Source organism: Lewinella sp. W8 (genome assembly GCF_004375085.3).
GTDB lineage: Bacteria > Bacteroidota > Bacteroidia > Chitinophagales > Saprospiraceae > Neolewinella.
The window spans coordinates 256,856-280,838 of record NZ_SNAQ03000003.1; the positions used below are offsets into that span (position 1 = coordinate 256,856).

The 23,983-nt window shown below is 52.6% G+C and carries 14 protein-coding genes; 10 read left to right on the forward strand and 4 right to left on the reverse strand.

All coding sequences use genetic code 11. The annotated features are described in order from the left end of the window. Nucleotides 1–521: 521 nt before the first annotated feature. From E1J53_RS05355 to E1J53_RS24140, 10 genes are all read left to right on the forward strand, one after another. Nucleotides 522–4,853, forward strand: a complete 4,332-nt coding sequence (locus E1J53_RS05355; RefSeq protein WP_134271918.1) for a CusA/CzcA family heavy metal efflux RND transporter — start codon at nucleotides 522–524, stop codon at nucleotides 4,851–4,853. A 13-nt stretch (nucleotides 4,854–4,866) separates the two neighbouring features. After that, complete coding sequence (locus E1J53_RS05360; protein WP_134271919.1) at nucleotides 4,867–6,123, forward strand: efflux RND transporter periplasmic adaptor subunit; 1,257 nt, start codon at nucleotides 4,867–4,869, stop codon at nucleotides 6,121–6,123. Nucleotides 6,124–6,129: 6 nt separating this feature from the next. After that, a complete protein-coding gene (locus tag E1J53_RS05365) occupies nucleotides 6,130–6,924 on the forward strand; it encodes a cation diffusion facilitator family transporter (protein ID WP_134271920.1) in 795 nt (264 codons plus the stop codon). A 19-nt stretch (nucleotides 6,925–6,943) separates the two neighbouring features. After that, nucleotides 6,944–9,460 carry a heavy metal translocating P-type ATPase gene (locus E1J53_RS05370; protein ID WP_134271921.1) on the forward strand — a complete coding sequence of 839 codons (2,517 nt, stop codon included), beginning with the start codon at nucleotides 6,944–6,946 and terminating at the stop codon, nucleotides 9,458–9,460. 71 nt (nucleotides 9,461–9,531) lie between these two features. After that, nucleotides 9,532–10,152, forward strand: coding sequence for a cation transporter (locus E1J53_RS05375; protein ID WP_134271922.1), 621 nt, complete (start codon nucleotides 9,532–9,534; stop codon nucleotides 10,150–10,152). An 85-nt stretch (nucleotides 10,153–10,237) separates the two neighbouring features. Further along, on the forward strand, nucleotides 10,238–10,618 hold the full coding sequence (locus E1J53_RS05380) for a DUF3703 domain-containing protein (protein ID WP_134271923.1): 381 nt from the start codon (nucleotides 10,238–10,240) through the stop codon (nucleotides 10,616–10,618). Between the two features lie 12 nt (nucleotides 10,619–10,630). Further along, complete coding sequence (locus tag E1J53_RS05385) at nucleotides 10,631–11,260, forward strand: class I SAM-dependent methyltransferase (RefSeq protein WP_253930571.1); 630 nt, start codon at nucleotides 10,631–10,633, stop codon at nucleotides 11,258–11,260. A 147-nt stretch (nucleotides 11,261–11,407) separates the two neighbouring features. Then, on the forward strand, nucleotides 11,408–11,917 hold the full coding sequence (locus E1J53_RS05390; protein ID WP_134271925.1) for a restriction endonuclease: 510 nt from the start codon (nucleotides 11,408–11,410) through the stop codon (nucleotides 11,915–11,917). Further along, nucleotides 11,914–12,387 carry a TIR domain-containing protein gene (locus E1J53_RS05395; protein ID WP_134271926.1) on the forward strand — a complete coding sequence of 158 codons (474 nt, stop codon included), beginning with the start codon at nucleotides 11,914–11,916 and terminating at the stop codon, nucleotides 12,385–12,387. The genes E1J53_RS05390 and E1J53_RS05395 overlap by 4 nt, the downstream gene beginning before the upstream one ends. 41 nt (nucleotides 12,388–12,428) lie before the next feature. After that, the gene (locus E1J53_RS24140; RefSeq protein WP_216650008.1) at nucleotides 12,429–16,244 is read left to right on the forward strand and encodes a YecA family protein; all 3,816 of its coding nucleotides are present in this window, start codon (nucleotides 12,429–12,431) and stop codon (nucleotides 16,242–16,244) included. 11 nt (nucleotides 16,245–16,255) lie between these two features. On the opposite strand, the gene E1J53_RS05405 is transcribed toward E1J53_RS24140, so the two are convergent. The 4 genes from E1J53_RS05405 to E1J53_RS05420 form a co-directional block, all read right to left on the reverse strand. Next, a complete protein-coding gene (locus E1J53_RS05405) occupies nucleotides 16,256–16,654 on the reverse strand; it encodes a DUF6010 family protein (RefSeq protein WP_134271927.1) in 399 nt (132 codons plus the stop codon). A gap of 32 nt (nucleotides 16,655–16,686) precedes the next feature. After that, on the reverse strand, nucleotides 16,687–18,942 hold the full coding sequence (locus E1J53_RS05410; protein WP_134271928.1) for a cation-translocating P-type ATPase: 2,256 nt from the start codon (nucleotides 18,940–18,942) through the stop codon (nucleotides 16,687–16,689). A 92-nt stretch (nucleotides 18,943–19,034) separates the two neighbouring features. Beyond that, nucleotides 19,035–21,353 carry a heavy metal translocating P-type ATPase gene (locus E1J53_RS05415; RefSeq protein ID WP_134271929.1) on the reverse strand — a complete coding sequence of 773 codons (2,319 nt, stop codon included), beginning with the start codon at nucleotides 21,351–21,353 and terminating at the stop codon, nucleotides 19,035–19,037. A 183-nt stretch (nucleotides 21,354–21,536) separates the two neighbouring features. After that, nucleotides 21,537–23,981 (reverse strand): multicopper oxidase domain-containing protein, encoded by a 2,445-nt coding sequence (locus E1J53_RS05420; protein WP_134271930.1) that lies wholly within the window; start codon nucleotides 23,979–23,981, stop codon nucleotides 21,537–21,539. Nucleotides 23,982–23,983 lie beyond the last annotated feature (2 nt).

Here is a 23,983-nt window from a genome sequence, read left to right on the forward strand (position 1 = left end):
GTTAACAGTCTAGTGCGACTCCTGACTCAAACACTCTCGCTATACATCTTCCTCCTGGCCTTCCTCCCCTGCCAAGACAATTTCTCGTTAATCCCCAACGAGGCCCCCACCTCCGTGCACGTCAATAACCCGGAGCACGACCACCCCGATTCTGAGCACGAAGACCACTGCACCCCCTTCTGTATCTGCGCTTGCTGCGGAGCCGTTCTCGACGCCCCTCCAACACTTCTCACGTTAGAAAAAGCTCAACCGCTCCCGCCCAAAGGCAACACTCAGCCCCAGGCTATCAAACACTGGAACCCCGGCATTTTTGCCGATAGCAGTTGGCACCCCCCCAGATTCGCTTAAACCAATTCAAGGGATAACTCTGTCCCTACTCCACCCATTGGTTTAATCAATGGGCTGAACCCGCGCGCTTTACAGCCAAACTTTGTGAGATCTGCCACGTCTCCCCTCTCCCGAGGAGAGGGGCCGGGAGAGAGGGCACAAGCGTACTTCAGCCCATACCCCAACAAGTTTTAATGTTCGACAACATCATTGCCTATTCCGTCCGGAATAAGCTGGTGGTCGGTTTATTCGTCCTGGCGCTCATCGCCTGGGGCGTTTACTCCCTCCGCCAAATCCCCATTGATGCCGTACCCGACATCACCAACAATCAGGTACAGGTCATCACCTCTTCTCCCACCCTGGCTACTCAGGAAGTGGAACAATTCATCACCACCCCGGTCGAGCTCGCCCTGCAGAACCTGCAGGACCTCGTCGAAATACGCTCCATCTCTCGCTTCGGGCTCTCCGTCGTGACGGTCGTCTTCGAGGAAAGCACCGACATCTACCTCGCCCGCCAGCTCGTCAGCGAGCATTTAGGGGAGGCGGAAGAAAATATTCCTGAAGGCCTCGGTACCCCCGAAATGTCCCCAATCTCTACCGGTCTGGGCGAAATCTACCAGTACGTCGTCCGCCCTGAACCGGGCTACGAGGATCAGTATTCGCCTACGGAACTTCGGTCTGTCCAGGATTGGATCGTCAGCCGCCAGCTCTCCGGCATCGAAGGCGTCGTGGAAGTCAACACCATGGGCGGTTTCCTCAAACAGTACGAGGTAGCCGTCGATCCCAAATTACTCAAATCCGTCGGCGTCACCATCAACGAGGTATTCACCGCGCTCGAGAACAGCAACGAAAACACCGGCGGCGCCTACATCGAAAAGAACCCCCGCACCTACTACATCCGTACCAACGGCATCGTCACCGACCTGGCCGACATCCGCAAGATCGTTGTCGACGTCCGCGCCGGTCGGCCCATCCTGATCGAGGACGTGGCCACCGTCCAGTTCGGTAAAGCACCCCGCTACGGTGCCCTGGTCCGTAACGGCGAGGAAGCCGTCGGCGGTCGCGTCATGATGCTCAAGGGGGCCAACTCCGCCGCCGTGACCGAACGGGTCAAGGAGCGGGTCGTCCAGATTCAAAAGTCGCTCCCCGAAGGGGTTGTTATCGAGCCCTACCTCGTCCGTGACAAACTCGTCTCCACCGCCATCGGCACCGTCCAGACCAACCTGATTGAGGGCGGTCTGATCGTCGTCTTCATCCTCATCCTGCTGCTCGGCAACTGGCGCGCCGGACTCATTGTCGCCTCCGTCATCCCCCTGGCCATGCTCTTTGCCATCAGCATGATGAACGTGCTCGGCATCTCCGCCAATCTCATGAGCCTCGGGGCCATCGACTTCGGCCTCATCGTCGACGGCGCGGTGATCATCGTTGAATCCATCGTCCACCGGCTCCAGGTCGGTTTTGCCGGCAAGCAACTTTCCCAAAGCCAAATGGACAAGGAGGTAACTGGCAGTTCCATCAAAATCCGCAGCTCGGCCGCTTTCGGTGAAATCATCATCCTGATGGTCTACATCCCCATTCTTGCCCTGGTCGGCATCGAAGGGAAAATGTTCCGCCCCATGGCCCAGACCGTCATGCTAGCCATTGCCGGGGCACTGATTCTATCGCTCACTTACGTCCCCGCCATGTCGGCCCTCTTCCTCAACAAAAAGATCACAGACAAGCGGACCATCGCCGATCGCATCATCGGCTTTTTACAGCGACTTTATACCCCCGTTCTCCGCGCCGCCCTTCGCTTCAAAACGGCTTTCGTACTGGCTACCATCGCCCTCTTTGCCATGAGTATCTTCGTCTTCTCCCGTATGGGCGGCGAATTCATCCCCACCCTGGAAGAAGGCGACCTGGCCATGCAACAGATCATGCCGCCGGGCACCTCCCTCAGTCAGAGTATCGAAATGACCAAAAAGGTGCAGGACAAGCTACTCGCCGACTTCCCCGAAATGCTGGAAATCGTCACCAACATCGGTGCCGCCGAAATCCCCACCGACCCCATGCCCGTTGAGATCGGTGACTACACCATCGTCATGAAGCCAAAGGATGAGTGGACCACCGCAGGTAACCGTCAAGACATGTTTGAAGCGATCGAGGAATCCATGGAAGTATTCCCGGGCATCGGTCTCGAATTTTCTCAGCCCATCCAGCTTCGGTTTAACGAACTCATGACCGGAGCTAAGGCCGACATCGCCATCAAACTCTATGGTGCGGATTTAGATGTGGCCTTCCAAAAGGCCAAGGAAGCCGAACGCATCATCTCCGGTATCCCCGGGGCCGGAACGGTAACGGTAGAGCAAACCATCGGTATGCCGCAGATCCTCGTTGATTTTAACTACCCCAAAATGGCGCAGTACGGCTTGCAAACGCGCGACATTAACCGTGTCATCGAAACCGCCTTTGCCGGAGCCACCGCTGGCACCGTTTATGAGGGGGAGCGCCGCTTCGACTTGACCGTACGACTCCAAGAAGGCAATCGCGCTGGCATCTCCGACGTTCGCAACCTCTTCATCCCACTCGAAAACGGTAGTCAGGTACCGCTCCGCGAGGTAGCCTCCGTTGAGCTCGTCGACGCGCCCATGCAAATCAGCCGCGAAAACACCAACCGACGCATCGTCATAGGTGTCAACGTAGGCGATTCTGACGTGGAAACACTCGTCCGAAACATCCAGTCCGCCCTAGACGAAAACATCGACCTCCCCGCCGGTTATTATTTCACCTACGGCGGCCAGTTCGAGAACCTCCAGGCAGCAAGCGCCCGCTTGTCCATCGCCGTACCGGTAGCCCTGGCGCTCATCTTCATCCTGCTGTTTTTCACCTTCGGCAGCTTCTCCCAGGCCGCGCTCATCTTTGTCGCCATCCCGCTTTCCGCCATCGGCGGCATCCTCGCCCTGGAGCTGCGTGGTATGCCCTTCAGCATCTCCGCCGGCATCGGCTTCATCGCCCTCTTCGGCGTCGCGGTGCTCAACGGCATCGTCCTGATCGGCTATTTCAACCAGCTCAAAACGGAGGGCTGGGACGACGTCCGCGCCCGCATCATTGAAGGCACCACGGTCCGCCTGCGCCCCGTCATCATGACCGCTGCGGTAGCCTCCCTTGGTTTCCTGCCCATGGCCCTGTCCAACTCGGGCGGCGCGGAGGTACAACGGCCCTTAGCCACCGTCGTCATCGGTGGGCTGATCACCGCAACCTTTCTCACCCTCATCGTGCTGCCCATCCTTTACAGTTGGCTCGAAAACTGGAAGAAACGGCCGGGAAGCGTAGCTAAAGTAGCCGTCCTCCTACCGCTGCTGCTATGTTCTTTTGGGGCGCGGTCGCAGGTGCAAGGTGAGTTAGAGGAGCAAGGGAACCCCACCCCCATCACCCTGGACGAAGCAGTTAACCTAGCCATCACCAGTAACCCGAACGTAGCCGCCGCCAACCGCCGGACCGAGCAAAGCCGGAGCCTCCAAAACCTCCCTTACTCCCCCGGCAACACCGACATCAGTTACCAGGGCGACGGACTGTTCCGCGAAAACGGCCAGCGCGTCAACCAACTCGCGATCGTGCAGCAGTTCGCCCATCCCGCTGGCATCCGGGCCACCAACGCAGTACAGGACGCCATCGTCCGCGCCAATGAACTCCGTGGTCAGCTCACGGCGGCAGAGCTGACCCTGGAAGTCCGCAACCGCTATTACGAGCTCCAGCAACGCGAAGCACTCTACCGTCTCTACCAGCGGTTGACGGCCACCTACGCGGAGTACTCCCGCATCGCCCTCGTCCGCGCTGAAGCCGGTGAGGCTAACCGACTCGAAGCGCTCCAGCTAAACGCCCGCCTCCGGGAACAACAGCTAATGGCCGAGCGGACTGAAATAGCCATCGCTTCCCTTCGCCAACAACTCGGCGTACTCATCGGTGCCGACGGAGAGGTGACCGCTTCCGACACCCTGACGTTGACCTCGCTACCGCCCGAACTGGACACTTCTGTCACAACCTTGGTTGTCCAACTCGCCGAGCAGGACATCTCCGTCGCACGCACCGGCATCGAACGGACCCGCGCCGAACTCAAACCCGGCTTCCGCCTCGGTTACTCCTTCCAACGCTACTTCGAGGGTGGCAACCTGAACGGCCTGGAAGCTGGCGTCAGTCTTCCACTATTCAACAAGGCTACCAAACGCCGTATCGAATCCCAGCAACTCGGCATAGCCGTAGCAGAATCCCAGCTGGAAGCCGCACGCTTGCGCCGTCGCGGTCAGCAACTCGCCGCCCGCGCCCAGTTACGCCAGTCCGAAGCAAGTCTGACCTACTACCGCGACCAGTTGTCCGCCGTCAACCCCGAGATCGTGCGCATTTCCCGCCTCAACTACCGGGCCGGCGAGGTCTCCTACCTCGAACTCCTTGGCGCACTTGACCTGCTGGCCGACAACCAGCTCGGCTACCTCAACGCCCTGCTGGACCACAACCAATCCGTAGCCCGGCTACAATTCCTCCACCAATAATTCCATCGCCCCGATGACAACCATAAAGCAACTAAGCACTGCCCTTCCCGCACTGCTCCTTATCCTCCTTCTTTGCACCTGCGACCGCGCCCAACCCCACGAAGAAGGGGACGGACACGACCACGACGCTCCCACCGAGAAAATGGCTTCCGATGATCACGACGGTCATGACCATGATGACGAACATGGCGATCATGAGGAAGAAGAAGGCATTCACCTCACCACCGCCCAGATCGAAACGATGGACATCGGCTTCGGCGATTTTACCGACATCAAAATCAACGATTACGTAACTGCGACCGGGACGATGGACCTTCCACCCAACGGCTACGCGGACGTGAGCGCCCGCGCCACTGGCTTCGTCCGCAACTCCCGAAACTACGTCGAGGGCGACTACATCAAGCGCGGCGCCACTCTCGGCTACCTCGAAAACCCCGACTTCATCAACCACCAGCAACGCTACCTCGAACTCACGGCCGAGCTGGTTTTCCTGCGCGAGGAACTCGACCGCCAGGAAACCCTACTTGCTGCCGATGCCGGCATCCTGAAGAACGTCCAACGCCTCCGCTCCGACGTAGCTTCCAAAACAGCCCAATTGGCAGGTACCCGCCAACAACTGGAATACCTCGGCATAAGCACCGCCGACCTGACGACCGACAACATCACCAACCGCATCACCCTCTTCGCCCCCCGCTCTGGCTACATCACCACCATCGCGATGCACGACGGGATGTATGTGGAACCCGCCACCAAACTGATGGAGCTCATCGACCAGGATCACTTCCACCTCGAACTCGACGTCTTCGAGCGCGACGTCGCCAAAATCAGCAAAGGGCAGCAACTCACCTATACCGTTCCCTCCCTCGGCCCGGGCCGCTACACGGCCGAGGTCCACGTAATCGGTAAGGAGTTCAATGAGGAAAACAAGACTGTGCGCGTCCATGCCCACCCGACCGGCGAACAACCGCCCTTCGTGCGGGGGCGCTTCGTGGAAGCTCGCATCTTCCTTACCGACCAAACCGTCCAGGCGCTCCCGGAAGAAGCCGTTTTGCGCGACGGAGAAATGGCCTATATTTTCATCGCCTCCACCGAAAGCACCGGCGACGAGGTAGAATTTGAACGTCTACCGGTCCGGGCGGGTATTACCGACAACGGATATACAGCCGTAACGCTCATCGAACCTCTACCTACAGGAATGCGCGTGGTTACGGAAGGTGCCTATTTCGTCTACGCGCAGAGCCAAGCCGGAGAATTGGAACACGAACACTAAATCGTCATGAACAAAAGTACCTATAAAGTTACCTCCATGGACTGCTCCGCCGAGGAGCAAATGGTCCGTATGCAATTAGAGCCGCTCCCCCAGGTGGAGCGGCTCGATTTCGACTTGCCCGCCCGATTACTAACGGTCTATCACCACGACGCCGACACCCCCGTCACCCAGGCCCTCCACCAACTGGGGCTGGGCGATCAGCTCCTCAATACCGAAACTGCCGAACTTCCCCTGGCAGACGGTGATAGCGCTCAGCAGCGAAAGATTCTGTGGTGGGTGCTGGGTATCAACGCCGGCTTCTTCCTGGTCGAAATGACGTTCGGCCTGATCTCCGGTTCCATGGGCCTGGTCGCCGACTCGCTCGATATGCTGGCTGATGCTTTCGTCTACGCCCTCAGCCTGCTGGCCGTCGGTGCCGTGGCCACCCGCAAAAAACAGATCGCGGGCTACAGCGGCTATATCCAGATTGGTCTGGCCGTCTTCGGTTTCGTGGAAGTTATCCGCCGCTTCGCTGGCTATGGAGAAATCCCCAATTTTAAAACCATGATCGTCGTTGCCTCGCTGGCCCTGGTCGGTAACGCCGTCTGTCTGTGGCTGATTCAGAAAACCAAGCGCGGCGAGGCGCATATGGAAGCCAGTTACATCTTCACGTCCAATGATATCATCATCAACTTCGGCGTGATCCTGTCCGGCGTTCTCGTGTACCTCACCGCTACGCGCTGGCCGGACCTTATCGTCGGCAGTATAGTCTTTGCTGTCGTGCTGCGGGGAGCTTTTCGTATCCTGAAATTGTCCAAGTAATTTTTCTAATTCTACCACCATGAGTAAGCTACAACTGGACCTCCCCGTCCTCCTACCCCAAATCCTCGATGAGCGCGACCAGTGCGTTACCCGCCTGTTATCCGCCCTTAACGCCGAAAGCGGTATTGAGAAAGCTCACCTGAAAGAAGGTTCGCCGCCGGAAATTTGCATTCATTACGACCCCGATCAACTTGCCCTGGCGAAGGTCAATGCGATCGCCAAGCGGGCCGGCGCAGAAATAACTGAACGGTACCATCATCTACTGCTCGACGTAACGGGGATTCGCCACCAGCGCCACGCCCGGCAGCTAGGAAGCCGCATAGGAAAGGCAACCGGAATACTGGAAGCCGTTGTTTCCGGGGCCGGCGTCGCCCGCATCGAGTACGATTCAACGCTGACTAACGAGCAGACTGTTCGCGCCGCCGTGGCGGAAACCGACCTAATTGTCATCGGAACCGCGCAAGCGAGCCCCGACCATGATGATCACGCGGGGCACGATCACGGACCGGGGGAACACGGAAATAATAAGAAGGACGATCATGCGGGGCATGACCACGCCCCCGGAGCGCATGGCCATAACCACGATCACGGCGGCATCTTTGGCGAGAATACAGAATTGTACTTCGCGATCGGCAGCGGGGTCTTCTGGCTCGTCGGACTTATCCTAAGTTTCCTGGGGAATATCCCTGAAGTAGTTTCAACGGTGCTGTTCGTCATCGCCATCCTGCTGGGAGGTTACTTCATTCTTATCGAGGCTATTCAGACCATCCGTCAGGGTAAGTTCGAGATCGACTTCCTGATGCTCGTCGCCGCCGCCGGTGCCTGCGCGCTGGGCGAGTTCCAGGAAGCCGCCCTCCTGCTGTTCCTCTTCAGCATCGGCCACGCGCTGGAAAACTACGCGATGGGCCGGGCGCGCAAATCAATCGCCGCCCTCTCCGACCTGGCCCCGCCAACCGCGCTGGTCAAACGTGGCGGCACCACTACCGAAGTCGGGGTCGAGGAACTCGCGGTCGGCGACGTCATCGTCGTCCGCCCCAACTCCAAAATCGCGGCCGACGGCGTGATCGTTAGCGGCACCTCCGCCGTCGACCAGGCCCCCATCACCGGAGAAAGCGTCCCCGTAGATAAGGCACCCCTCGCCAACCCTAACGCGGACGTAGACCTAGATACGCTCCCCGCCGAACACCGCGCCTTCGCTGGCACCATCAACGGTAGTTCCCCGCTGGAAATCCGGGTACTCAAACTGGCGGGTGACAGTACGCTGTCCCGCCTCGTCACCCTGGTCAAAGAAGCCGAAACCCAGCAGTCCCCCACCCAGCAACTTACCGATAAGTTCGAGCGGTATTTTGTCCCTGCCGTCATCGGTCTGGTCTTCCTCCTGCTCTTCGCTTTCCTCGTAATCGACGAGCCGTTCTCCAAAAGCTTCTACCGCGCCATGGCTGTTCTCGTAGCCGCATCCCCCTGCGCCCTGGCCATCTCCACCCCCTCCGCCGTTCTGGCCGGAGTCGCCCGCGCCGCCCGCCAGGGCGTCCTTATCAAAGGTGGTCGCCCCCTCGAAGACCTGGGTGGTATCACCGCCCTGGCCTTCGATAAAACCGGCACCCTCACCGAAGGCAAACCCCGCCTGACCAAAGTGATCCCCGCCGATGGCCTCACCGAAAACGACCTCCTCACCGTAGCCGTTGCCGTCGAGGAACTGAGCGACCACCCCCTCGCCGCCGCCATCGTCGAAGGCGGTAAGGAACGCCTAAGCACTACGACTACCGTCCCTACCGCCAAGAAGCTCGAAGCCCTCACCGCCCGCGGCGTAAAGGCTACCGTCAACGGCCAAGCAGTTCACATCGGTAACCGCCGCCTGTTCCGGGAGCTCACCGGGACCGAGATACCCGCCACCATCGACCAGCAAATGGGCGAGCTCGAAGCCACCGGTAATACCGCCATGATCGTCCACCGGGGAGATACCTACCTCGGCGTCATCGCCGTCATGGACGTCGCCCGCCCCGAAGCCAAAGCCACCCTCGCCGCCCTCAAAGAAGTCGGCATCCAGAAAATGGTCATGCTCACCGGCGACCACCAAAAGGTAGCCGACGCCGTCGCCGCCGACATCGGCATCACCGACCCCCTCGGGGGCCTACTCCCCGAAGACAAGGTCGCCGCCATCGAACGCCTACGCGCCGAAGAAGGTATGGTCGCCATGATCGGCGACGGCGTCAACGACGCTCCTGCCATGGCCAAGTCAAACGTCGGCATCGCCATGGGCGCCGCCGGCTCCGACGTAGCCCTCGAAACCGCCGACGTAGCCCTCATGGCCGACCGGCTCGATAACCTTCCCTTCGCCATCGGCCTGAGCCGTAAAGCCAAAGCCATTATCCGGCAAAACCTCGTCATGAGCCTCGGTATGGTCGTTATTCTCATCCCGCTCACACTGCTCGGTATTGCGGAGATCGGGCCGGCGGTGATTGCGCACGAGGGGTCTACTTTGGTAGTTGTGGGGAATGCGCTGCGGCTACTTGGGTACAAAGGACCAGGTAAGTAATCGAAGCGTGTGTAATGGGTGGCCGTGTTGGGAGCGGTCACCCGCATTAATAATAGACTTAATAACTAACCTTGAAACAAGAGAGAGAAGCGAATTTAAAGGGAGCCAGAACCCTCCAAATTTGGAACGTTCTCTACGACATCGTCGAAGTGATTGTCGCACTGATCGCTGGCATCACCGCCAATAGCTCCGCCCTCATCGGCTGGGCGCTGGACAGCACGATTGAAGTGATCAGCGCGGCCACTTTGGGTTGGCGACTACACGGTGAATTACAGGGAATCAGTGACGAGAAGGTTGAGCGCCGCAAAAAGATTACCCTCTATGTAATCGCCGCTTCCTTCACCCTGGTCTGTATCTTCATTTCCTACGATTCCATCACAAAAATGATTAACCGGGAAACCGCTGAATGGAGCACGCTTGGATTGGTTATTTTGGGCGTTTCGCTGGTCGTTAATCCGATCCTTATCCACTACAAAAGGAAATACGGCCATCAACTCGACAGCTCCGAATTGCTTGCCGACGCAAAGGATACCTTTATTTGCTTGTACCAAACGGTGGTGGTTCTTGCCGGCCTGCTCCTGGTCAACTGGCTCGGTTGGTGGTGGGCCGATCCAGTTGCAGCCCTGCTCATCGTTCCGTATGCGGCAAAGGAGGGCTGGGAAGCTTATCAAAAGGGAAGGGAAATAAGCTAGGATGGGGCTATTGATGATAGTAGCTTATCTCAAAAATGTAGATTCGTTAACTCCACCGTAAATTCAACTTGCAAAAACCATTGACATGAAATTTTTCTGGAAAATGCCCCAAGGTTTGACACCTCATTACCGTTCCGAAATCGAAAAACATCGAAAGGCTCTCTCCGCAGGAAATCTCCCACGCGCCTGGCAACACCTGGAACGGGCTCATATACTGGGCCAACCCTGGGCCGTAGAACACTCCGAAGTCCACTGGTTGATGCTTCGTTTCGGCTTTACCATCAAAAGCTGGAAAGAAATCCGCGGGCAGATACTGCGCCTGGTATTTGGCGGAGTAAAATCCTTTGTCGGTAAAGTTCCCACGGGTAATACCGGAGGAGCCGACGTTCCACCGCTGCAATCCATGGAGATTCCAGAGGATTTGCAGGAGATGTTGAACCCCTTCTCGCCATCCGTGAAAAGTTAAAACCAGTTAAGTATGAACATGGCCGAATCTTACTACGATAAGTTCTCCCGCGTCTACGACCTCCTCTCCCCAGATTGGTACTACCGCAAACCGCGCAAATTTGCCATTCAGGCATTGGCGCTGGGGGAAGGGCAAACCGTTCTTAACCTCCCCTGCGGTACCGGCCAAAACTTCCGCTACTTTCAGCAATACCTGAACGGCTCTGGGAAAATAGTCGGCGTCGACCTCTCTTCCGGGATGCTCCAAAAAGCCCGTGGGAAAATTGCGTCCAATGGTTGGGATAACATCAGCCTTTTCAAAGACGATGCCACCAAGGTCGACGAAAGTTGGGTCCAGCACCATCTTGGCGAAGGAGTCAAGTTTGACGCTATCCTCTGTGACCTCGGGCTATCCGGATTCCCCGAATGGCGGAATGTCATCGATAACCTTCTTCCCCTCTTACGGCCAGGCGGAAGGTTTGTCATCATGGACTGGTATATCGAGCAGCCTGGTCTGCGCGCGGAATTCATCAAATGGATCGGGGGTGGTGAGGTGGACCGGCAGCTTTATCAGTATTTGGCGGAACGGGTAGACAGTTTTCAGTTGGAGGACTCATTTAAAGGGGGGGATGTATTTGTGGCTTTTGGGAAAAAGCCAAAATAGTTTTCTGTATTTTATTCTACATACCGTCGTAGCATTTTGTCGACAACACTCATGTTGGGTTTATGGATCTAATCGTCTCACTTATAGTCAAGGTCTCAACTCCTAAGCTCTCTCCCCGTTCAATCTCATACCGATTAACACCCCGGCATGAAACTAGACTTAAGCGAAATATCAAATTGGGCCGAATTTGAAGATTTGTCAGCGGCTTACTTTCGTGAAGTAAGCCAGCGGAACGACAATCAGCTCTCTGAAGTAATTGTAGAACCATCTGGACTAGGTCCGGATGGAGGACGAGATATCCTTTTAAAGTTCCGTCTTCACGACTCTATCTATTCTTTTGAACGTAAGTGGGTCGTACAGTGTAAATTTTACAACAAGCCCGTGACTAAATCGGTGTTATCCACAGTCAATATTCCAACGTTGATCCACGAATATGGTGCTGATGGTTACTTGCTTATCACCAATATTACTCCTACTTCAGGGGTAACCAATATGTTTGAGAATTTAGGGCAAAGGTGCAAATTTCGTTATTCGTACATGATTTGGGACAGCTCAGTCTTTGTGCAAAATTTACGCATGATGCCAAATCTGATCGAGCAGTATTTCCCAAGCTACCAGTTGTTTTTAGACCAGAAAAAACGGAAGTATAACATATGAAAGTCTTCCTATCATACTCACTCAATGATGCCAAGGAATTTGTAGTTCCGCTAATCACGAGTGTGCTACAGCAAAAAGGTTTTACCGTCGTCGGCAGCTACTACTTGGCAACTGGGGTATATGACAAATACACCTCTGAACAAATACGTACCTCTAACTTATTTATCGGGATACTAACCCTGCATGGTACCCAAAATGGTGAGGTCTACCAAGAGTGGGGCGTTGCTCTGAAAGCCAGAATTCCCGCAGTACTACTCATTGATGACCGACTGCCAGCGTACGACCCTAAGTTAGAGAGTCACCCCAACGTCCTCCGTTATAATTCGGCCAACCCCCACCCTGCTATTAGTCGTGTTCGACTTAATATGGAACCTGCAAAAAAAGATAAAACAGCAGTTGAAGAAGCTGCTCCTTGGGTTCTGGGTGGAATCGCCCTCATCACATTACTTAAGCTACTAGGAGATGAATAAATCTTAGGCGCCCTTGAATCTCCTTCCTGATACATATATTCATGTCAAACAAACTAGGTAGAAACTCAAAATGCCCTTGTGGCAGTGGACAAAAATATAAACATTGCTGCTTAAAAAAAGGCATTAAGTTTGAGCGGAGTGAAGAAGCTCACGAGGACAACAAAGAAGAAGACATACTATCATCTTTCTTTAGGAATTATTCTAGTATCGATACCGCTCTTACCATCTCAGCAGCAGCGCTTGCCCCAGCTAATCATGGTAAAGAAGTAAGACTTGATTATTTAGTATACCAAGCATTGAAACATGGAAGTGCTGAACATTCAAAAGGCGATGTTACACTGCTACGCGAGTTTACCGCAAAGCATTACCCATCATGCAGTTTAGAAGATCCTCCCGACTCCCTATTTACAGAAAATATCGTTTCAAGCCTTGGAAATACCACAGTCTATAACGGAAATTTCATTAACGGAGGGTTCGTAGTGTCCCATCTGGTAAGGGCCGTTGATTACTTGGGTGGTGGCCTTCCTGTAAAGTTTGTCGAAATAGCAAGTGCTTCTTACCGCCTGATGCTCGCGCTATCTAACATTGTAGCTAGTAAAGCTAACCAAGAGGCAAACCATTTTGGAGGCTACTATGAAAGTGATACTCCGATATTTTTTCCGGAAAACATAGATGAGCTCAAAGAGAGCTTGTTTTTTAGTAGAGAAAGAATTGAAAGTTTGATGGAGGAATTGAGTGTACCTTCCGAAGTCCTTAATGTTTTTTTGACTCGGTCAGAAGACTTAGAGAAAAGTATAACTCTAGGAGATCAAAAAAATCCTTTATACTTAAGGCCTTTGGTTGTTGTGAACAGATGGATTTTTTTAGCGCCACCAGGATCTATTCTATCAGCCTTAACCCATTTTATTTGGTCTAAAGCTAAACGTGCTGGGTGCCTCACGGCACTTGTACAACTGTATCATATTGAAGTCTGGAAAACCGTAAATGTTTCACTGTTCAAAATGGGCCTTCTACCAGAGCCAATACCGGAAGAATGGAACTGTCCGGACTTCACATCGCCTACCGGATTGTTTAGAGCAGATGTTGATAAAATAGTGATTGCTGTACTTCTACCAGACATTGGTACTTCGTATGACGAAACACATATGGGGCATTTTGCTCCAGAAGGCATGATGAAGGAAGCTGCCTCTGGAGCTCTTAAATTGTTAAAAATTGCTAGTGAGAAACTCCCCTCTAATGATGTTGCAGTCATATATATACCCTCTGGTATTGGCCGTATGCTTAGCGTTAGTTACGAAAAAACAGCTGGAATAGAAGCGATGATCTCTCCTCGGGACTTGTTTGCCATCTCAAATAGTGAAGATCACGAGCAGCTATCATTTTGGTATTTTTTAGAGGCATGGAATCTTCTACAGTCTACAACTCAATTACAACCACTTGCTAATGTAACAGATTTTTATGATCAATACAGAGACTTAAAATCGTTCTATTTTGGCGATGGGGCAAGGCCTGAATCAATCTTTCTAATAACAGGCACACTTGAAGTGGTTAGAGACGCAATTCTAAACACGGACGAACGAGCGGCACACAAGTTGATTCCAGAACACCCTGATCCTGTCATCCTCACGGTCAAGAAAGATGGAAATATAATTCCACGATATTTTTCGATGGACCTTTTGAAGAGAGGCTTGTACTTTTTTCTGGCAGACTATCCAGTTGACCTGTGGATTTGCTGCAACAGGCTATCAGAAGACATGGGGTCAGCCAAACAAACATTCTGGCAGTTTTCGGAGGCAATCTGCTACTGGATGTGGGTGGTCCAAAGCGAATTGAAAAAAGACCTAAGCGTAATCACCAAGCCCACAATTTCAATCGATTTCGATTTGGAAGATATCCCATTATTTATGGATGAGGATACAAGGCTATCGCCTTCTCCTGAAATTTCGGACATAGTAAAGTTTCAGGTTACTCCGGAAAGTGTACTAATGGTCATCTCGGGGAAGGTTTCCGGCGCTCTAACTTCAGCGGATAACTCGGCAGAAAGAGAAATTCTTCGGTTACTATTAATGGCCATTGGACAATTGATCACTGAGAATGGTAGTATAAATACCCTTTCTTCTGAAAGAGTAGCAACCATTGTTGATCGGTCATTACCACTGGGTAAAAAGAAAATGATTATCGCTAGTTACACTTTTGACAACTATGCATTAAACCCGATAGGCGTAAAGTCAAAAGTTAGGTATCTGCAAGAAAGTAGAGAACAAATTCAGCTAGACAAACAACTAAGTTATCTTAACGATAGCACCCGACCGCCAATCGGTCCGGTAAAGGAAAAGAGAGAGCTAGCCGCAAATTTAAGCAGGGCATTCGTCAGTCCTCTTAAAGAATTAATAAGTCCATATGATACTAAGGCACTTTTGTCATATCTAATGGAAAACTACGATTCATTACTACATAAGGCCGCAGTTATACAGTTACAACTCCCCTCCCGGTTAGCTTGCTTTGAAGGGATAGAGGATACCGTATCGTCCCTGCTCAAAGAAGTCAATCGGTCCGATAGTACGAGCTTGGCAACAAGGTGTTTGATAGAATTCATAGCTGCGGAACAGAAAAAAGGAGGGAAGAGAGAAGTTAGCATCCAAGTAGTCGATGATGCATTAGCAATGATGTCACTCATCATTCTATGGGGGTCTACTGGAGACCAGGTCTTCCATAAATTATTCGATGTAGAGCTTTCGATCCTTGAATCTGGAAGAATTGGAACAAATACGGAGCAAATAGCGGAGAGTTTTTTTAGACTCTATAAAGGAGCAAAAATCACTGGCTTCATGGAGCAAACGGATGAAGACTATCCAAACTATTTTGGAGAGATAGAACCTGCAAGCGCAAAGCCGGTCCCTGCTAATCTAAATAAGGCTTTTGCTGAAGAGGCAGGAATACCTCTTGATAAATTAGGCGGGTTAATGCTTTCTTTAGCTGAGTATTCCCTCTCTAAAAACGAGTTGCTCACTGAGATGAAAAAGGAAGATATCCTACAACTCTTTTTGACAAATCCTGAGTCGTCAATAACCAAAGAAGAAATTTTATCTGGCTTGGATTTTTTAACGCTTACGTGTAGAGGAGAAGCAATGTCGAAACCTCCAGGTTTTGAGTACGCCGATATTCTTCCCTGGGGCTTCAACCGTAGGCTTAGCTACTTACAGCGTCCTATCATAGCATGGGAGACTGATAATGATCCGCTCTTGATGTGGACACCTCGTCATCTTGCTAGAGCATGGGAGTTCTTGAATTCCCTACTCTTATCAGACCGCTATAAAAGTACCGAAGGAGGCCCACTGCACAGTATTTTATCGAAAAGGGCAAAATCACGTGCTGCCACTGTAATATTAGGCGTTAAAGAATGGATAAAGACTGAGGATAATATCATAGTCGATACTGATGTATGGATTAAGCCAAAAGGTAAATTGAAACACACTGAAGATATCGGAGACTGCGATGTTCTGCTCATTGATCAAACCCGTCAGGTTATTTTCTCCATCGAATGTAAGAGAACCCATCCTGCTGGCAATACTCAGGAAATGGTAAATGAAGTGAAGACTTACTTTGGTGGAAAATCAGAGAACGGATACTTTAGCAAGCATATACGTCGAGATAAATGGTTGAAAAACAACTTAGAAAAAGTAGGGAAGGTTTACCAGGTCAATACTACTGGCTACATGGTAATCTCTCTTTTTCTTACGTATGAACCTCTCTCAATTCAGTTTATGACAATGCGAAAAACGCCGCTCCCTTTATTATCTCTTCCTGAACTGAGAAGGAAAACATATCAGGAGTTTTACGAAGGGTTAATAGAATGAAGATGCCTTGGTCAAGACCTATGTGGATTCATACTCCTCATACTCCAGTACAACCACCCCGCCAATCCCAAATCCACCACCACGCAGTACAACTCATACCCATCCGGAATAACCGGTCCAGCAACCATGTAGAGGTATCCCAAATCCCAAGCAGCATGTAGCACAAGGCCCAGTGGAATCAATAGCGGATTCTTCCGCAACCCACCGTAAGCTAGCAACCAAATAACCAAAGCCTGAACACTATTGACAATAAGTAAAGCGGTGTCACTCTCAGAAAAACCTACGTAAATGAACCCAATCGCCGTGAGCATCAAGCTACCGGCAGTCACTGTGTCGAGACGCAGCAATTCTATTGCACCAGCGATTACGCCAACGGTGATTAGACCAAGAAGAAGAATTGAAATTGTCATGCGAGAAGTAACTTTTGTACCATGATGAGCACCTACAACGAGGCAGACTTCAACCGTAAACTGTTAGCCACCACAGAAACGGAGCTCAACGCCATCGCTCCGCCTGCAATCATGGGATCGAGTAAAAAGCCATTGATTGGGTAGAGCAGTCCGGCGGCAATTGGAATGCCGATCAGATTATAAATGAAAGCCCAGAACAGGTTCTGACGGATGCCACGAACGGTTAATTTAGAAAGTCGGAGTGCTTTCGGAATTGCCGACAAGTCAGAAGTGATCAGCGTCATCTTGGCAACGTCCATCGCAATGTCCGAGCCTTTCCCCATAGCTATACTTACGTCCGCCTGCGCCAGTGCGTGAGAATCATTGATGCCGTCGCCGACCATGGCCACTACCCTACCATCGGCTTGCAGTCGCTCCACGAAGGCGGCTTTATCGGCCGGTAACACCTCGGCGCGGAAGTCCTTTAGCCCCACCTCTTTTGCGACGGCGGCGGCGGTCTGCTCGTTGTCTCCGGTCAGCATGTATACATCGATCCCCCGCTCCTGAAGCGTTGCAATTGCGCTACGGGAACTATCCTTGATCCGGTCGGCGATAGCTATAATACCTAGCACGTTTCGTTCATTGGCTACATATATTACAGTATTCGCGGCCTCGCGTAATTTTTGGGCGCGGTCGCGGGTGCCGGGGGAGGTTGTAAGGCCGTGTTCGTTCATCAGCCGTTCATTGCCGACGTAGTAGGTTGTCCCTTCGTAACTGGCGCTGATCCCTCGGCCTGTAATACTGGTGAAATCATCAAGGGCTACCGGTTTTGTCCCGGCTTCTTTTAACCAGGCAGTCACGGCTTCAGCAAGGGGGTGCTCGGACTTAGCTTCCGCCGCCAGCACCACGCTCTTCCAACCTTCCACTGCACCTGCGTCCGCGCCCGCTTCCCAATATTCTTTCGTCACGTTGGGTCTCCCCTCCGTAATCGTCCCGGTTTTGTCCAGTACGATCGCGTCTACTTTATGACCTAGTTCCAGGCTCTCCGCGTCCTTGATCAGGATGTTATTTTCAGCCCCCTTGCCTATGCCGACCATGATCGCCGTCGGAGTCGCCAAACCCAGCGCGCATGGGCAGGCAATGATCAAAACCGCTACGCTGGTCAGTAAAGCGTGAGTGAAAGCATCCTCGCCACCCAGCACCATCCAGCTGATGAAAGTGACCACCGCAATAACCATCACAATCGGAACGAATATGCCCGCAATCTTATCCACCAATTTCTGCACTGGTGCCTTGCTCCCCTGCGCCTGCTGCACCATCTTGATAATCTGCGCCAGTAAGGTCGCTCCCCCTACTTTCTCAGCAACGAACCGGAAACTACCCTTCTGATTAACCGTCCCCGCGAACACCGCTTCACCCTTGGCTTTGCGCACCGGCACCGGCTCCCCGGTAATCATACTTTCGTCAACAAAGCTATTTCCGTCCAGCACCTGACCGTCAACGGGTATTTTCTCTCCAGGTCGTAACAGTAACAACTGCCCCGTAGTGACGTCCGCAATCGCCATCTCTACCTCTTCTCCATCGACGATCGCTTTGACCGTCTGTGGTTGCAATCCAATCAGTTTCTTGATTGCCGAAGACGTATTTGACTTTGCCCGCTCTTCGAGCAATTTACCGAGGGATATGAACGTGATGATCACCGTCGCCGCTTCGTAATAAACGTGGGGTTCCAGTCCCTGCCGCAGCCAGAACGCCGGATTCAGGGTGTTGAAAAGGCTGAACAGAAAAGCAATCCCCGTACTCAGCGCTACCAAGGTGTCCATGTTAGCCTGACCGTGACGAGCCTGTTTCCAGGCGTTAACGTAGAAGTGGCGACCAAACCAAAATAGAACCACCGAGGCGAGCCCCAGGCTTATCCACCGCCCCGCAGGCCAATCCATATAGAACATCCCGATAATGAAAACGGGAAGCGTGAGGATGGCTGACCATATCGTACGCTGCCTGATTTCCGCGTACTCCCGCTGTTTTATTTCTTCCTGAACCGCCGAAGGATCTTCTACATCTACAATCAGGTCATAACCGACCGCCTGAAGAGCGTTCCTCAATTCATTTGTTGTTATTTTACCATGGTCGAAATCTACCAGCGCGGTCGTATTGGCAAAATTGACGCTTACGTCGTTTACACCCGGTAATTTCTTGAGGATACTCTCAACGCTGGAAGCGCAGCCGGCGCAACTCATTCCCGTGACCGGAAAGGATGCTTTTTCTGTAGATATTATACTTTTATCGTGATCGGTAACTACACTCATTTTACTTTCCTTTAGACTACAAAATTCGGTCGATGGAGTGCTGAATACGTTACAATATCATGGCTAATGATTACATCATTGTGTAAGCGCGTTTAGTTTAACTCCCGCTTCAACAACTGCGCGTTCACCGCACAAATCACCGTACTGATACTCATCAGCGCAGCTCCGAATGCCGGACTGATCACCAAACCAGGAACAAAGCCCGTGGCCAGGGGCAATGCTACCGCGTTGTATCCCGTAGCCCACCAGAGGTTTTGAATCATCTTTCGGTACGTAGCCTTGCCGAATAAGATCAGGTTGGCGATGTCCTTCGGATCACTATCCACCAAAACGATATCGGCGGTCTCGGCCGCCACGTCGGTCCCGGAACCGATGGCGATACCGACGTCGGCGCGCGCCAGGGCCGGGGCATCGTTCACGCCATCACCCGTCATGGCCACAAACTCACCCGCTGCCTGCAGTTCCTTAATCTTGTCCTGCTTCTGATCCGGAAGGACCTCCGCCAAGTAGTCGTCCATACCTAACTCCTTAGCTACGGAGGCGGCGACCCGCTCATTGTCTCCCGTCAGCAGCAAGCATTTAATGCCGTTCTTTTGAAGCGTATCAATCGCTCCCGCGGAAGATTCCCGAATTTGGTCGGCAAAGGTGACAAAGCCGACAAGTCGGTCGTCAACAACCAGGAAGATTTTTGTTTCTACCCCGTCATCACTGTCGTCCGGGGCCGTGATGCCAGCGGCTTCCAGCATCAGGTAGCCGCCGGCGCGGACCGCTTTGCTTTCCACCTTTCCGCTCACGCCTACTCCGGCTTCATATTTGAAGTCTTTACTCGTGGGTATTTCCAATCCGTCAGCTTTAGCCCGCCGTTGCAATCCCTTCGAAATGTGGTGCTCCGAACTGCTTTCCACCGCCGTAGCGTAGCGTAATATCTTTGCCTCGTCCCAACCTTCAGCCAGCGGTACCACCCGGGTAACTTCGTGCGAGCCCTTAGTGAGCGTCCCCGTCTTATCAAAGACAATGGTGGTGATCTTGCGCGAGTTCTCGAAGGCCGTCCGGTTGCGGATTAGCAGACCGTGTTTAGCGGAAACGCTCGTGGAGATTGCCGCGACCAACGGAATGGCCAGCCCCAGCGCGTGCGGACAGCAGATGACCATCACAGTCACCATCCGCTCCAACGCAAAGGCCAACTCCTTGCCCATAAACATCCACACGGCAAAGGTGCCGAAGCCCGCCACCAGGGCAATGACGGTAAGCCACTTAGCTGCCCGATCGGCCAGGTGCTGGGTCTTTGACTTTTGCCCCTGAGCATCCTGGACCAGCTTAACAACTTTAGCTAAATAGCTGTCCTCCCCTACTCCTTTCACCTGGACCTTAATAGCGCCGCTGCCGTTGATGGAGCCTCCAATAACCTCCGCCCCTTCAGACTTACTCACGGGTACACTCTCACCCGTCAGCATACTTTCGTTCAAGGAACTACTCCCCTCTTTGATCACTCCGTCAGCTGGAACTTTCTCCCCTGGCTTAATCAGGATCAGGTCCCCGGTTTTTAATTCGCTGATCGAGACTATATTTGCTTGTCCGTTTTCATCAATCCGCGTTGCATCGTTAGGCATCAGTGCCGCCAACGCCTCCAGCGCTTTACTGGCCCCGAGTACCGAGCGCATCTCGATCCAGTGCCCAAGCAGCATCACCACGATGAGGGAAGCCAGTTCCCAAAAAAAGGTCTTTCCCTCCAGGCCAAATACCACGGCGGAACTGTAGATATATGCCGCTGAGATCGCAATCGCGATCAGCGTCATCATTCCTGGAGCCCGTTTACCCAACTCTTCCTTCAGGCCCTTTAGAAATGGCCACCCCCCGTAAAAGTAAATGATGGACGACAGCACGAACTGAAGGTACCGGTCCCCCGTAAACGTCCAGCTTACCCCCAGGAAGTTTTGGATCATCGGCGCTAGTAAAAGCACCGGCAGCATCAGTATCAGCGATACCCAAAACCGGCGTTTGAAATCTTCGATCATCATCCGGTGGTGGTCACCGTGATTACCGTGTCCGGAATGGTCCATTTTTGAATGGTCCATGGTAGCGTGATCCATTTTACCATGGTCCATCTGGCTGTGGTCCATCCCTTGGTGGTTCGCGTCGCTGATCGCCGCCTCATGTCCGTGCTCAGTAAGTTCCGCCAGATGATCTTTAGTCGCACTTGCCACTTCCGCTGCCAGCGTGTAGTCACCGACTGCCGCAACCACTGCGTTGAGCTTTTCTACGGTAACGTGATGGTGCATAGTAATTACGGCCTGCGGTGGATCCAAACTGACCTGCACAGACTGAATACCAGATACAGCTTCCAGGGCCTTTTGGACCTTGGCGACGCAGTCGTCGCAAGTCATGCCGGAAATAGAATAAGTGTGAGTCATAGTGCAAGTGGTTAGATTAGTTACCGGTAATTATTTCAGGAACAGCATAGCAATTCCAAACAGTGCAAGGGCGATCAAGACTACCGTAGTGATTCCATTAAGCAAGCGCTTTATGATGCCCGGGTTTTCGTCCGGCTTACAACAGTCTTTCATGTCAGTTAGTGTTCAAACTTAATTTACGCTTTAAAACCTGATGCTCAGCCCACCACCGTATCCAAAGCGGTTATCGTAGCTCCCCATCAGCGAGAAGTTCCGGCCCAGCATGTATTCCATACCGGCACTCCAAACCGTTTCCCCCCGGTAATCATTGTTGCCACCTTCACGACCTACTATCCCAAAGTCAGCCTGATACTCGTAGTAGCCAAAGGCCGATAAGCGCGGAAACAGCATGAGGCTACGCCCAATACCAATGCGCGGTCGCAGCTTATTATCTACCCGCATATCGATGTTGAACAAGTAAGGGCTCAGCCACCGAACACCAGCTACCGCTGTGATCGATGGATCGTCGAAGCTCTCCTCTACGCTATTCTCTACGTTGACACCACCAAATACCCGAACCCAGTCATAGACGTAACGCTCATAGGATATTTCGGCCTCGAAGTTCTTATTATAACCATATTCTACATTCAAATTGAACTGGTTACGAATATTGGACGATGTGAGGCTAAGACCACTCATGTGGGAAGCAACATCCGCCATTCCCCAGGTGTAAAACTGATCGGTTTCCGCGATAAGGTGGCTCAGGGGCGCGTCTGCTAAACGCTCGTCGCGCGGCGTATCGTAACTGAAAATGCGCGCCATACCTCCCATCATGTGGTAAAGGATATGGCAGTGAAAAAACCAGTCGCCGTACTCGTCGCCGTAGAACTCAATGGTAACTTCTTGCATCGGCGGAACATTAACGGTGTGCTTCAGCGGGGAGTGCTCACCGTTTTCGTTGATCACCCGGAAGAAGTGGCCGTGGAGGTGCATCGGGTGGTGCATCATCGTCAGGTTATTGAAAGTAAAGCGGGTCACTTCATCCGACTTAATCTTAATCTTATCGGTTTCAGCCAATCCAACTCCGTTCATACTCCAGATGTAACGATTCATGTTTCCCGTCAGGTTTAGCAGAATCTCCGTAACCGGCGCATCTGCTGCGTAAGTCGTTTTCTCTAACGACCGTAGGTAGCTGTAGTCAAATGCACGACCCATCATCTCGGCCGGAGGCATCATACCATCTTTCCCTTTATTCATGCCGGACATTTTGCCGTGATCCATGCCCGCCATTCCGGGGTGTTCCTTTTCATCCATCTTCATCTCGCCCATCATTTTTGCGTGTTCTGAAGGACTCATGTTGCTGTGGTCCATGTCTTCCATTTCCGGCATTTTCTGCTGGTCCATCTTCATGTCATCCATCTTGCCCTCTTCCATCTTCATACCGTCCATTTTACCACCCGACATATCCATGCCGCCCATGTCCATCTGCATCCCGTATTTCTTCTTGATTTCGTAGCGTTCGTCCTTTTTAGGATTGGCTTTCAATGCCGGAGCACCCATCCGCATATCCATCTTCGCCATCATCTTCATCATCCCGATTTTATCGGGGCGGGGAATTTCCATGGCGGGGTATAGTTGGCCCGTTCCCAGGGTAGTTGCCGCCATGCCGGAGCCATCGAAGGAGGAGGCTCTAACTTCGAGTTTTCCATCATCGGGAATAGTGACGATGAAGTCGTAGGTCTCTGCGGTGGCAATCAGGGTTTTATTCTTTTCAACCGGTACTACATCCAATCCGTCGGCGGAAACCAGTAACGGTATAGATCCACCAAATGTAAGCCAGAAATAGGAGGAGGCTGAACCGTTAATGATGCGTAGACGTACCCGCTCTCCAGGCTTAAAGTCCGGATTATCCGAACTGGTTACTCCGTTGATAAGAAAGGCCGGGTAGTAAATATCGGCAATGTCCGCACCTTCCATCCGTTGCCGCCAAAAGTCTATTTGAGCCCCGAGCCCTCCGCGGGTAATCACCCGGTTAAGCGGGGTGGCGGTACCTTTTTTGATGCCGTACCATTCATTACCACGTTTCAAGTTTTTAAGTACGCTGTGGGGCTTTTCGTTCGTCCAGTCAGACAGCATCAGCACCAGGTCATTATCGTATTCCAGGGTCGGCACTTTCGGCTCAATAACGATGGAACCGTACACCCCGCTTTGTTCCTGTAGCATGGTGTGTGAGTGGTACCAGTAAGTACCGGATTGCTTCAGTTCAAATTCGTAGACGAAGCTTTCTCCAGGTTCAATCGGTGGAGTAGTCAAATAAGGCACCCCATCGTAGAAGTTGGGCAGCAGGATGCCGTGCCAGTGTACGGAGGTCTCCACGTCCATCTTATTTATCACCGTAATACGAGCGAATTCCCCTTCCCTAAAGCGTAGTACCGGACCGGGAATACCACCGTTGACTGTCATACCCATCACGGACTTTCCGGCTTTATTGACCATCTGCTGGTCTATGATCAGTTGATACTCATGAACGGGAAGATTTTTGGGATTACCTTCCAGGGAACCTTTTGGTTGCACGCTTATTTGCTGAGCGGTACCCAGTAACGGGAATAAAAGAATTACCAACATGAAGGGTAAGTTGGAATATTTCATGC

What these genes read in the sequence shown, in the direction of transcription:
- E1J53_RS05360 (WP_134271919.1), top strand. Translation starts at nt 4,867, where the DNA reads ATGACAACCATAAAGCAACTAAGCACTGCCCTTCCCGCACTGCTCCTT.
- E1J53_RS05405 (WP_134271927.1), bottom strand. Translation starts at nt 16,654, where the DNA reads ATGACAATTTCAATTCTTCTTCTTGGTCTAATCACCGTTGGCGTAATC.
- E1J53_RS05390 (WP_134271925.1), top strand. Translation starts at nt 11,408, where the DNA reads ATGAAACTAGACTTAAGCGAAATATCAAATTGGGCCGAATTTGAAGAT.
- E1J53_RS05415 (WP_134271929.1), bottom strand. Translation starts at nt 21,353, where the DNA reads ATGACTCACACTTATTCTATTTCCGGCATGACTTGCGACGACTGCGTC.
- E1J53_RS05385 (WP_253930571.1), top strand. Translation starts at nt 10,631, where the DNA reads ATGAACATGGCCGAATCTTACTACGATAAGTTCTCCCGCGTCTACGAC.
- E1J53_RS05410 (WP_134271928.1), bottom strand. Translation starts at nt 18,942, where the DNA reads ATGAGTGTAGTTACCGATCACGATAAAAGTATAATATCTACAGAAAAA.
- E1J53_RS05380 (WP_134271923.1), top strand. Translation starts at nt 10,238, where the DNA reads ATGAAATTTTTCTGGAAAATGCCCCAAGGTTTGACACCTCATTACCGT.
- E1J53_RS05420 (WP_134271930.1), bottom strand. Translation starts at nt 23,981, where the DNA reads ATGAAATATTCCAACTTACCCTTCATGTTGGTAATTCTTTTATTCCCG.
- E1J53_RS24140 (WP_216650008.1), top strand. Translation starts at nt 12,429, where the DNA reads ATGTCAAACAAACTAGGTAGAAACTCAAAATGCCCTTGTGGCAGTGGA.
- E1J53_RS05355 (WP_134271918.1), top strand. Translation starts at nt 522, where the DNA reads ATGTTCGACAACATCATTGCCTATTCCGTCCGGAATAAGCTGGTGGTC.
- E1J53_RS05365 (WP_134271920.1), top strand. Translation starts at nt 6,130, where the DNA reads ATGAACAAAAGTACCTATAAAGTTACCTCCATGGACTGCTCCGCCGAG.
- E1J53_RS05395 (WP_134271926.1), top strand. Translation starts at nt 11,914, where the DNA reads ATGAAAGTCTTCCTATCATACTCACTCAATGATGCCAAGGAATTTGTA.
- E1J53_RS05370 (WP_134271921.1), top strand. Translation starts at nt 6,944, where the DNA reads ATGAGTAAGCTACAACTGGACCTCCCCGTCCTCCTACCCCAAATCCTC.